This window comes from Streptomyces sp. NPDC013457 (assembly GCF_043089925.1).
Classification (GTDB): domain Bacteria; phylum Actinomycetota; class Actinomycetes; order Streptomycetales; family Streptomycetaceae; genus Streptomyces.
In genome coordinates this window covers 484,785-496,701 of the sequence record NZ_JBICBL010000004.1, presented here as the reverse complement: position 1 = coordinate 496,701, position 11,917 = coordinate 484,785, and the positions used below count along the sequence as shown (strand labels likewise).

Annotated in this window: 5 protein-coding genes; 4 read left to right on the top strand and 1 reads right to left on the bottom strand. The window is 73.1% G+C overall.

What is annotated here, in order from left to right:
- Window positions 1-7: 7 nt before the first annotated feature.
- The 4 genes from ACF1G2_RS14040 (at window position 8) to fxsT (ending at window position 8,005) form a co-directional block, all read left to right on the top strand.
- Window positions 8-3,214, top strand: coding sequence for an SAV_2336 N-terminal domain-related protein (locus ACF1G2_RS14040; RefSeq protein ID WP_391798482.1), 3,207 nt, complete (start codon window positions 8-10; stop codon window positions 3,212-3,214).
- A 154-nt stretch (window positions 3,215-3,368) separates the two neighbouring features.
- On the top strand, window positions 3,369-3,572 hold the full coding sequence (locus ACF1G2_RS14035) for a hypothetical protein (protein WP_391798481.1): 204 nt from the start codon (window positions 3,369-3,371) through the stop codon (window positions 3,570-3,572).
- A gap of 72 nt (window positions 3,573-3,644) precedes the next feature.
- Window positions 3,645-4,919 (top strand): aKG-HExxH-type peptide beta-hydroxylase, encoded by a 1,275-nt coding sequence (locus ACF1G2_RS14030; protein WP_391798480.1) that lies wholly within the window; start codon window positions 3,645-3,647, stop codon window positions 4,917-4,919.
- Window positions 4,920-4,978: 59 nt separating this feature from the next.
- Complete coding sequence (fxsT, locus tag ACF1G2_RS14025; protein WP_391798479.1) at window positions 4,979-8,005, top strand: FxSxx-COOH system tetratricopeptide repeat protein; 3,027 nt, start codon at window positions 4,979-4,981, stop codon at window positions 8,003-8,005.
- Between the two features lie 78 nt (window positions 8,006-8,083).
- Here the strand turns inward: fxsT and ACF1G2_RS14020 are convergent, their stop codons facing one another.
- Window positions 8,084-11,911, bottom strand: a complete 3,828-nt coding sequence (locus ACF1G2_RS14020; protein WP_391798478.1) for a multifunctional oxoglutarate decarboxylase/oxoglutarate dehydrogenase thiamine pyrophosphate-binding subunit/dihydrolipoyllysine-residue succinyltransferase subunit — start codon at window positions 11,909-11,911, stop codon at window positions 8,084-8,086.
- Window positions 11,912-11,917: the final 6 nt, after the last annotated feature.

The following is an 11,917-nucleotide window of genomic DNA, read 5'->3' as shown; positions in this document are numbered from 1 at the left end:
TGGCCGGATGCACCGGATGCATCTGGAGGAGCTCACCCGCAGACTGCGGGCCGGCGGCCAGGACCCCACGGCCGAGGAGGTCGCGGACGCCGTCTGGCTCGCCCAGTGGCTGCCGCGTGCCTCCCCGGACCTCGTGGACGGTGCCGCCGTAGGCGGGCGAGACGGGCGGGCGGAGGACGCGGGCGAGGCCCGCGGGCAGGAGGAGGGGCGAGATCCGGCCACGGGAGACGGCGGCGGCGAACTCGGCGCAGCCCTCAGGGAGGCCGACGGCGAGCGCGCTCCCGGGCACGGCAGTGGTACGGGCCAGGTCGCGGGGCACGGCACAGACGACGGCCCGGCCCCCGGCGACGACGGACCCCGGCCCGTCCGCCCCTCGGAGGACGTCGACATCGCGCTGCTCGTCGGGCCCGGGGGCCACGGCGCCACCCGTACGGAGCGGAACAGGACCCTCCCCGTCCGCGCGCCCGGTGCCAACGCCCTGCCCGGCCTCCTCGGTCTGCAGAAGGCGCTCCGTCCGCTGCGCCACTACGCCCGCTTTCCGGTCAGGCCCGGCGAAGGCCTCCTCGACGAGGAGGCGACCGCCGAACGCAGCGCCGCCGCGGGCATCCTCACCCCCGTCCTGCGCCCGGCCGCGGGCCGCCGCCCCGACATCCAGCTCCTCATGGACTCCGGCCCCGCCATGGTCGTCTGGACCCGCATGGTGGAGGAGCTGCGCCAGGCCTGCCAGCAGTCCGGCGCCTTCCGCGACGTCCAGGTACACCGGCTGTACGACACCGGCGACGGCGCCCCGCTGGTCACCACCACCTCCGGGGCGGACGGCGTGCCCCGGCTGCGCACCGGCGACCAGCTCCACGACCCGACCGGCCGTCGTCTCACCCTGATCGTCAGCGACTGCGTCGGCCCTCTCTGGCAGCGTGGCGCGGCCCAGCGGCTCATCCACCAGTGGCCCCGGCAGTCCCCGCTCGCCCTCGTCCAGCCGCTGCCCCCGAGGCTCTGGCCCCGGACCGCGCTCACCGTCGAACCGGGCCTGCTGCTCCGCCCCGCCTCCCCCGGCGGGCACGCCGGCTTCCAGCCCGACGAGGAGCCCTGGGAGCCCGTCGCCCCGGACACGCGCGCGGTTCCCGTGCTCACGCCGACGCCCGAGGCGTTCGCCTCCTGGGCGCGCCTGCACGCCGGTCACGGCTCGGGCGGGGTCCGCGGCTGGGCCGCCATGATCGCCCCCGAGCCGCCCCGACCGTCCGCCCCGACGGGGAGCACCGCCCGGGCCGCGTCTCCCGCCCGGGCCCGCACCCCGCGTAGCGACGAGGAGCTGATGCGCGCCTTCACCGCGGGCGCCTCGCCGGGCGCACTGCGGCTCGCCGTCCATCTCGCCGCCGCGCCGCTCGCGCTGCCCGTGATGCAGCTCGTGCAGCGCGCCATGCTGCCCGACACCGGCCCCATGGAGCTCGCGGAGGTCCTGCTCAGCGGGCTGTTGCGGCAGCTGCCCGGCCCGTCCCCGTACCCCTGCTTCAGCTATCCGCCGGGTGTCCAGCAGCATCTGCTCGGCTCCCTGGACCGCAGCGCCGCCGCGCTGGTCCTCAAACACTGCTCCGGGTACGTGGAACGCAACTTCGGCCAGGGCATGCGGAACTTCCCGGCGCTCGCGGCCGCCCGGCTCGCGGGACACTCCACGGACGACGGCCGCCTGGCCGCGGCCGGCACGGTCGAGGGGACCGACGAACCCACCGGCCCGGTCGGCACGGAGCCCGAACTCTTCGCCCGCATCCCCGCGCGCGTGCTCCGCTTCTACCACCCCGACCTGATCACCCCCGACCCGCTGGCCGCCGCGCGGCGGCTCTTCGAGCAGTGGCTGGGCCAGTCCGACCCCTCGCTCCTCGTCCGGTGCCGCCAACAGGCCGAGGCCGCACTGCCGGAGCACCCCGTCGAGGCCGGGATCCTGCTCGGCCGCGTGCTGTACGCCGAGTCCGGCACCGCCGCCGCCCGGGGCAGCGAGCGGCGCCGGGAGCTCCTCAGCCGCGCGCTGACCGAGCTGGAGCGCGCGGGGAGCCTCGCGGCGCCGGGCAGCGCGGAGTGGGCCGAGGCCCGGCTCGAACAGGCGGTCGCGCACCACGGGTTGTGGCGCCACACCGACGACCCCGGGCACCTCGACCACGCCCTCGCCGCGCTCCTCGGAGACGTGCCGGACTGGCCGGAGATCCACCACCACACCCTCCATCTGCGCCGGGGCCGCCTGCTGCTCGCGCGCGGCGACGGCGCCGCCGCGGCGACGGAACTCACCACCGCGCTCTCCCTCCGGGAGAGCGGCGCCGCACTCCTCGACCTGGCCGACGCCCTGCACCTCGCCGGCGCCGAGACGGCCGAGATCGGCTCGGTACTCGACCGCGCCGGCGAGCACCTCGGCGACAGCGTCTCCCTGCGGCTGCGCTGGACGACGGCGCGCGCCCGGCTGCACGACACGGCCGGCGACGGACCGGCCGCGGACACCGCCTATGAGGAGGCCACCCTGCTCGCCCCCGCCGACAGCGGCCGCCGCGGCAGGATCCTGATGTCCTGGGGGGAGTCCCTGATGCGCCGCGCGGCGGACGCCCCCGGCCAGGCCCCCGTCGACCGGGCCGAAGGAGTCCTGCGCGAGGCGCTGACCAGCCTCCCGGCCGACGCGCCCGAGCGCGCCCGGGCCAGGATCCTGATCGGCAGCGTCCTCGCCCTCCGTTTCCACCGCGCCGGGTTCCTGCCCGACCTCTACGAGGGCCGCCACCTCCTGGAGCAGGCGGCCCGCACCACCGGGGACATCGGACTGCGTGCGGAGGTGTGGCTGCAACTGGGACGGGTGAGACTGGAGTTGAGCGAGTCGGCCCGGGACGGCGTCCTCGGCGACGCGCTCACGGCGTACGAACGGTCCTGGGAGGACGCCCGGTCGGCGCACGGCGACACCCCGGGCACGGTCACCGGCGCCCGCGCGCTCCACGCGCAGGGAGCGGTGCTCCGGCTCATGGGCCGTACGGGCAGGGCGAGCGAGGTGCTGCGCGCCGCGGCCGAACAGTGGCGGCGGCTGACCGCCGCGCTGGTGGAGGTGGACTGGAGCGACGTCGAGCGGACCAGGAGCCTCCTGACGGAGGCGGCCGCGGACCAGGACCGGCCCCACGCGCCGCTCTCCGGCGAGGACCGGCGCCGGATCGCGCCGCCGTGGTGGGCGTGGAGCGATACGGGCGGGTAGGTGACGGCCGGAGGGCCGAAACGGAGAACGGCTGAATAACGGGGGCGCACATGGGCGCAGTTGAGTCGAACGGGTTTCCGTCTTCCTGGCGTCGGGAAGAACCGCTCCGCCGCTACGACGGTGGGGGACAGGCGTCGGTGAGGAGGAGCCGAGGGTGTTGGAGCACAACGAGTGGGCGACCGGTGCCGACCGTGACAACGGCCGGTCCGCGCACCTGCCCGATCTCGCCGCTGTGGACCTGCGGACCCTGCGTGGCCTGGACGATCCCGAACTCGCGGCCGCGGTCGAGCTGGTGCTGCTGCGCTCACCCGAGCTGGTCGACGCCTGGTGCGAAGGCGCGGGGGACCGAGCCGCCTGACAGGTGCCGCTGCCACCGTCTGTTTCCGGCCGGATCCTCGCGATGGCCGAGGCTCCCCCGAAGGAGGCGGGAATGAACTTCGCGCCCCTGCCCGCGGGGGTCTTCACCGAGCTGGCGCGCACCCGCCCCGCCCCGGCCGACGTCGCCCTGCTGCGCTCCGCGCTGCACGCGCGGCGCCTGCTGCTGCTCAAGGCCCTCCTGGTCCGCGTCCACCGGCACCGTGGCGCGGTCGACGCCGCCGTGTTCCGCCGCTTCGAGGACTCCTGGCACCTGCTCGAACGGGCCGAGAGCCGCAACCCCGACGTCGTACGGGACGTGCTCGACTACCCCATGACGGGCGCGTGGCTCGCCGCCGCGCTCGCCGAGCCGGTGGGCCCCGCCCTCGACCGGCACCTCATCCGCCTCGAAGGCATCGCCGTCACCGCGGCCCTCCGCGCCGACTGCTCCCTGGACCTCACCGTGGAGCCCCCCGACGGCCGGCTGTCGCTGCCCGGCGTCGGCCGACAGACCGCGGACGGCGGGCGCCTCCGGATCAGGGCGGGATCGCGCGTCGCCCGGATCCACCCCGAAGGCCCGCAGGCCGCCCCCACCGTCCTGCTGCTCACCGACCGGCGCGCCGGCACCCTCGTCGGCCGCGGCCCGGGCTGGGACGGGCTGCACACCCTGCCCGACTCCACGGCCCGCCTCGACGACCTCGACCCGTACCGGGTGCCGCCCGGCGGGATCGGCACCCCGCCCCGTACCGCCGCCGGCCCCGCCGACACCGAACCCGCCGTCTGGTCGGCGCGCTGGCACGGCGCGCAGGCGCTGCTCGCCCACACCGACCCGGGACGCGCCGCCGAGATCCGGCACGCCCTGCGCGCCGTCGTCCCCCTGCTGTCACACGGCTCCCGCTCCCAAGGAGCCACACTGCGTTCGGCTCCCGGGGCCGTCCTGACCTCCCTGCCGGCCGGGGACCAGGACATGGCCGAGACGCTCGTCCACGAACTCCACCACAGCAAACTCGCCACCCTGCACGAGCTCGTACCGCTCTACCGGCAGGGCAGGGCGGCAGTGCACCGGGTGGGCTGGCGCCCCGACGCCCGGCCCATCGGCGGAGTGCTCCAGGGCGCGTACGCACACCTGGCCCTGACCGACCTCTGGCGGCGCGCCGCGACCGCCCGCGCGGCGCCCCGGCCCTGGCGGTCCAGCGCCGGGCAACAGTTCGACCATATGCACGATCAGGTGGGCGAGGCGCTGACGATCCTGCTTGAATCCGATGAACTGACCAATGAGGGGCGGGAGTTCGCCCAGCAAATGAGGCGGCATCACGCGAGCCTCGGCGCGGCCCCCCGGGCAGCTGGGTAACACTGTGCCCAGGGCACATGACACTGCGTTGCGCGTGAGCGGGACGGGAGACGTATCAGATGGCGGAACAGCGGTCGGGTGGCGGCGCGACGGACGACGGTGGCAGGGGCGCCCCCGAACACGTCCTTGTGGTCTTCCCCGGCTACCACCGGCCGTGGGCGGCCTGGATCAACCAGCGCCTCGAAGCCCACGGAGTGCGCGCGACCCTGCAGCGCTGGGACCCGCCGCGCGAGGTGCCCCTGGAGGACTCCCTCAGCGACCTGCTGCTCGCCAGCGGGCAGGTGCTGCTCGTGCTCAACGACTGGTTCTTCCAGCTCGGCCCCCGGCCGGCCGGTGAGTGGAACGACGTCCTGCGCGGCTTCGTCGCCTCCCGCGCCGACCGGTTCGCCGCCGTCAACCTCACCAACCGGCCGCTGCTCCCCGCCACCGCCGTCCTCGAACCCGTCAGCCTCTGGGGCGTCGGCGAGGACGAGGCCGAAGCACGCCTCCTGAGCCGGCTCGGCATCGAGCCCCGCCGCACCTCCGGGCGCCGCGGCCCGCTCGGCACACCCGTCCGCTACCCCGACACCCCACCCGAGATCTGGGGCGAGATCCCGCGCCGGAACCCGCGGTTCACCGGCCGCGACGACCTCCTCACCGAGCTCCAGGAACGGCTCATGGACGCCGACCGCGGCAACGCGGCCTGCACCCTGCTCGGCATGTCCGGCATCGGCAAGACCCAGATCGCCGCCGAGTACGCCCACCGCTTCAGCCCCGACTACGACGTCGTGTGGTGGGTCAACTCCGACGACCGCAACGTCCAGCGCGACCGCTTCGGCGAACTCGCCGCCGAACTCCGCCTGCCCAGCGGCAACGAACCCGGCGAACGCATCCGCGCCGTACGCGAGGCCCTGCGCCGGGGCGACCCCCACTCCCGCTGGCTCGTCATCTTCGACGGCTGGGACGACACCGACGGCGCGCAGGTCCTCCTGCCCCACGGCCCCGGACACGTACTGATCACTTCCCGCAACCGCGGCTGGGGCGACTACACCGACGTCCTCGAAGTCCCCAGCTTCGACCGCGCCGAGTCCACCGCCTACCTGATGCGCCGCGCCTCCCACATCACCGCACCCCAGGCGGACGAGGTCGCCGCCGAGTTCGGCGACGTACCCCTGCCGCTCGTCCAGGCCGCCGCCTGGCTCGGCGAGTCCGGCATGGAGGTCCCCGAGTACCTGCGCATGGTCCGCGACGGGCGTCTCTCCACCGTCGAGGAGCCCTCCGCCGTCGACGGCTACCCCAACGCCTCGCTCACCTCCTGGTCGATACTGATCAACCGGCTCCGACGCTCCCAGCCGCAGGCCATCGACGTCCTCAGCCTGTGCGCCTCCTTCGCCCCCGGCCGCATCCCCCTCGGACTCGTCCGCGCCTATCCGCAGGCCGAACTTCCCGAGGACCTGCGCTGGATGGCCACCGACCTGCCCGCCTGGACCCGCGCCCTGGACACCCTCGTCAACTACTCGGTGCTCACCCGCGAGACCCGCGGCCCCGCCACCAACGTCGAGGTGGGACCGCACCAGGAGTCCGTGCACATGCACCGGCTCGTCCACGACATCGTCGCCCGCCTCACCGACGGCGAGAACCGCGAGGCCCACCGCAAGGCCGTCCGCTCCCTGCTCGCCGAGGCCGACCCCGGCAACCCGATGGACAGCCGCAACTGGCCCCGGTACGCCGAACTGCTGCCGCACGTCGGCCCGTCCGGGGCCCTCACCAGCCGCAGCCCCCGTGTGCAGACCGCCGTCCTCAACAGCCTGCGCTACTGCTACCGCAGCGGCGAGTTCCGGGCGGGCGCCCAGCTCGCCGAGCGCATCCGGGACGCCTGGTCCACCTTCATGGACCCGCTGGACCAGCCCATGCTGGACCTGACCACACAGCAGGGCAACGTCCTGCGCTCCTTCGGCCGGTTCCGCGAGGCGTACGAACTCGACCTGGCCCAGCGCGAGCGGCTGAGCGCCGCCACACCCCCCAACGAGCTCGGCTCCCTCCTGTCCGGCAGCGCCATCGCCAGCGACCTGCGCTTCCTCGGCCAGTACCAGGAGTCCGAGAAGCTCCAGCGCCAGGTGCTCGCCGACGCCGAACGCCTCCTCGGCGACACCGAGTTCTCCACCTTCGTCGCCCGCCACAACCTCGGCGTCGTCCTGCGGATGCTCGGCCGCTACCAGGAGGCGTACGACCTCGACGCGGAGTCCCTCGTCCGCTGCGAGACCGTGCTGCGCACCCGTCACGCCCACACCCTGGGCGCCGGCAACGCCCTCGCCCACGACCTCCGGCTCCTCGGCCAGTACCGCGAGGCGCTCGCCCGCCAGGAGGCCAACGTCCGGGTGCACGTGCAGGTCCTCGGACCACAGCACCTGCAGACCCTGTACGCACGTACCCAACTGGCCCTCTGCCGGCGCCGCGAAGGCGGCTTCCAGCAGGACCTCGGCGCCACCATGGCCAGCCTGCTCGAACAGCTCGAACAGGTCCACGGCCGCGGGCACTACATCACGCTCGCCGCCATCAACAACTACGCCAACTACCTGCGCGAACACGGCGACCTCGACCACGCGAGGGAGCTCGTCACCGAGGCCGAGGCCGGCTACCGCTCCCTGCTCGGACCCGCCCACCCCGTCGCCACCGGCGTGCTCGCCAACACCGCCCTCGTCATGCAGGCCTCCGGAGAACGCGCCGACGCCATGGCCATCCTGGAGGGCGCGCTCGCCGGCCTCACCGCCTCCCTCGGAGCCGACCACCCCTGGGTTCTCGGCTGCGCGCTCAACACGTCCGCCGCCCGCAACTTCAACGGGCGGGTCGCCGACGCCGCCGAGCTCAGCCGGGACGCCCTGCGCCGGGCCCGCCACACCCTCGGCAACGAGCACCCGCTCACCCTGTCCTGTCAGGTCGCGCTCGCCACCGACCTGCGCGGTCTGCGCGAGGTCGAGGAGGCCGGAAAGCTGGAGGAGGCCGCGCTGCTCTCCCTCACCCGCACCCTGGGCGCCCAGCACCCGCACACTCTCTCCGCCCGCCACCGCAACCGCCCCTACTGGGACTTCGAGGCCAACCTCGGATAGCCCGGCGCCGCCCGGACACGCCGGAGGCCCGGCACCCCTCGCGGGGTGCCGGGCCTCCGTGCGTACCGGAACAGCGGATCAGGCGTCGAAGACCTCGTTGACCAGCTGCTGCTGCTCGGCCTGGTGGCGCTTGGCCGAGCCGACCGCCGGGGACGAGGAGTGCGGACGCGAGATCCGGCGCAGGCGCTCGCCGTGCGGGATGTCGGCGCCGACCGCCAGGTCCAGGTGGTCGATCAGGTTCAGCGCGATGAACGGCCACGCACCCTGGTTCGCCGGCTCCTCCTGGGCCCACAGGTACTTCTCGGCGTTCGGGTACTTGGCGATCTCGGCCTGGAGCTCGGCACCCGGAAGCGGGTACAGGCGCTCGAGACGGATGATCGCCGTGTCCGTGACACCGCGCTTCTGCCGCTCGGCCTCCAGGTCGTAGTAGACCTTGCCGGCGCAGAAGACGACCTTGCGGACGTCGGCCGGGTTGACCGTCGCATCGCCGATCACCGGGCGGAAGCCGCCGGTGGTGAACTCCTCCACCTTCGACGCCGCGGCCTTCAGACGCAGCATCGACTTCGGGGTGAAGACGATGAGCGGCTTGTGGTGCGGGTTGTGGACCTGCCAGCGCAGCAGGTGGAAGTAGTTCGACGGCAGGGTCGGCATGGCGATCGTCATGTTGTCCTGCGCGCACATCTGGAGGAAGCGCTCCGGGCGTGCGGACGAGTGGTCCGGGCCCTGGCCCTCGTAGCCGTGCGGCAGGAGCAGCGTGACGCCCGACGTCTGGCCCCACTTCTGCTCGGCCGAGGAGATGAACTCGTCCACGACGGTCTGCGCGCCGTTGACGAAGTCACCGAACTGGGCCTCCCAGATGACCAGGGAGTCCGGGCGGGCCAGCGAGTAGCCGTACTCGAAGCCCATGGCCGCGTACTCGCTGAGCAGCGAGTCGTAGACGTTGTAGTGGGCCTGGTCCTCGGCCAGGTAGAGCAGCGGGGTGTAGTCCTCGCCGGTCTCCTGGTCCACCAGGACCGCGTGGCGCTGGCCGAAGGTGCCGCGGCGGGAGTCCTGGCCGGACAGCCGGACCGGGGTGCCCTCCATCAGCAGCGAGCCGATGGCGAGGGTCTCGCCGAAGCCCCAGTCGATGGTGCCGTCGTCGATGGAGGCCGCGCGGCGCTGCATCTGCGGCATCAGACGGGGGTGGACCGTGATCCGCTCCGGGATGCTGACCTGCGACTCGGCGATCCGCTTCACGACCTCCTGGGAGACCGCGGTGGTGACGGCGACAGGGAACTCCGGCTGGGCGTCCGGGACGTGCGCCGGGGCCGGCGCCGAGGTGGCCTCGCGGACCTCCGCGAAGACCTTCTCCAGCTGGCCCTGGAAGTCCTGGAGCGCCTGCTCCGCCTCTTCCAGCGTGATGTCACCGCGACCGATCAGCGACTCGGTGTACAGCTTGCGCACCGAACGCTTCTTGTCGATCAGGTTGTACATCTGCGGGTTGGTGAACTGCGGGTTGTCGCCCTCGTTGTGACCGCGGCGGCGGTAGCAGATGAGGTCGATCACGACGTCCTTGTTGAACGTCTGGCGGAACTCGAAGGCGAGCCGCGCGACGCGGACCACGGCCTCCGGGTCGTCGCCGTTCACGTGGAAGATCGGCGCCTCGATCATGCGGGCCACGTCGGTCGCGTACATCGAGGAACGCGACGACTCCGGAGCGGCGGTGAAGCCGACCTGGTTGTTGATGACGATGTGGACCGTGCCGCCGGTGCGGTAGCCGCGCAGCTGCGACATGTTCAGCGTCTCGGCGACGACACCCTGGCCGGCGAAGGCCGCGTCACCGTGCAGGGCGACGGGGAGGACGGTGAAGTCCGTGCCGCCCTTGTTGATGACGTCCTGCTTGGCGCGGACGACGCCCTCCAGGACCGGGTCGACCGCCTCCAGGTGCGAGGGGTTGGCGGCGAGCGAGACCTTGATCTGCTCGCCGTCCAGGCCGGTGAAGGTGCCCTCGGCGCCCAGGTGGTACTTCACGTCGCCGGAGCCGTGCATCGACTTCGGGTCGAGGTTGCCCTCGAACTCGCGGAAGATCTGCGCGTACGACTTGCCCACGATGTTCGCCAGGACGTTCAGGCGGCCGCGGTGGGCCATGCCGATGACGACCTCGTCCAGGCGGGACTCGGCGGCGGAGTCGATGACCGCGTCGAGCAGCGGGATGACGGACTCGCCGCCCTCCAGGGAGAACCGCTTCTGACCGACGTACTTGGTCTGCAGGAAGGTCTCGAACGCCTCGGCCGCGTTCAGGCGGCGCAGGATCCGCAGCTGCTCCTCGCGCTCCGGCTTGGAGTGCGAGCGCTCGACGCGGTCCTGGATCCACTTGCGCTGCTTCGGGTCCTGGATGTGCATGAACTCGACGCCGGTGGTGCGGCAGTACGAGTCGCGCAGCACGCCGAGGATGTCGCGGAGCTTCATCATCGACTTGCCGGCGAAGCCGCCGACCGCGAACTCGCGCTCCAGGTCCCACAGGGTGAGGCCGTGCTCGGTGATGTCCAGGTCGGGGTGCTTGCGCTGGCGGTACTCCAGCGGGTCGGTGTCGGCCATGACGTGGCCGCGGACCCGGTAGGAGTGGATCAGCTCGAAGACGCGGGCGGCCTTGGTGACGTCGTCGTCGTGCGAGGCGTCGATGTCCTTGAGCCAGCGGACCGGCTCGTAGGGGATCCGCAGGGCCTTGAAGATCTCGTCGTAGAAGCCCTCCTCGCCGAGGAGGTAGTTCGCGACGACTCGCAGGAACTCGCCGGAGGCGGCGCCCTGGATGACCCGGTGGTCGTACGTCGAGGTCAGGGTCATGACCTTGGAGATGCCCAGCTTGTTCAGGGTGTCCTGGGAGGTGCCCTGGAACTCGGCCGGGTAGTCCATCGAGCCGACGCCCATGATCACGGACTGTCCGGGCATCAGACGCGGCACGGAGTGGACGGTGCCGAGGCCGCCGGGGTTGGTCAGCGAGACCGTGACGCCGGTGAAGTCCTCCATCGTCAGCTTGCCGACGCGGGCGCGCTTGACGATGTCCTCGTAGGCCTGCCAGAACTCGAAGAAGTTCAGCGTCTCGGCCTTCTTGATGCCGGCGACGACGAGCTGGCGGTCGCCGTTCGGCTTCACCAGGTCGATCGCGAGGCCGAAGTTCACGTGGTCCGGCTTGACCAGGGTCGGCTTGCCGTCCTTCTCCGCGAAGGAGTGGTTCATCGACGGCATGGCCTTGATCGCCTGCACCATCGCGTAGCCGATGAGGTGCGTGAAGGAGATCTTCCCGCCCCGGGCGCGCTTCAGGTGGTTGTTGATCACGATCCGGTTGTCGAAGAGCAGCTTCACCGGGACGGCGCGGACGGACGTGGCCGTCGGCACCTCCAGCGAGGCGTTCATGTTCTTCGCGACGGCGGCGGCGGGGCCGCGCAGCGTGATCAGCTCGGGGCCGGCGGGCGCCTCGGCGGCAGGGCGCGCGGCGCCAGCCGCTCCGGTGGAGCCGGTGCTCGCGGCGGGCGCGGCCTTCGCGGGCGCCGGAGCGGCGGCGGCGGGCTTCGCCGGAGCCGCCGCGGCGGGCTTGGCGGGCGCCGGGGCGGCAGCGGCCGGGGCAGCGGCGGCCGGGGCCGGGACGGCCTTGGCGGGAGCCTGGGCGGGCGCCGGAGCGGCGGGCGCGGCAGGTGCGGCCTGTGCGGGGCTCACCTGCGGCGCGGCGGCCGGAGTCTCCGTCGCACCGGGCTTGTAGTCGGCGAAGAAGTCCCACCAGGCGCGATCGACCGAATTCGGGTCCTGGAGGTACTGCTGATAGATCTCGTCGACGAGCCACTCATTGGCGCCGAAGGCGGTCGCAGGGTTCTGACCCTGCCCGTCTTGGCCGGTGGAGGTACTCGGGGTACTGGGGGACTGAGACGACACGGCGGT

Excerpts from the sequence above, each read along its gene's own strand:
- ACF1G2_RS14040 (WP_391798482.1), top strand. The coding sequence starts at position 8 with ATGCACCGGATGCATCTGGAGGAGCTCACCCGCAGACTGCGGGCCGGC.
- ACF1G2_RS14030 (WP_391798480.1), top strand. The coding sequence starts at position 3,645 with ATGAACTTCGCGCCCCTGCCCGCGGGGGTCTTCACCGAGCTGGCGCGC.
- fxsT (WP_391798479.1), top strand. The coding sequence starts at position 4,979 with ATGGCGGAACAGCGGTCGGGTGGCGGCGCGACGGACGACGGTGGCAGG.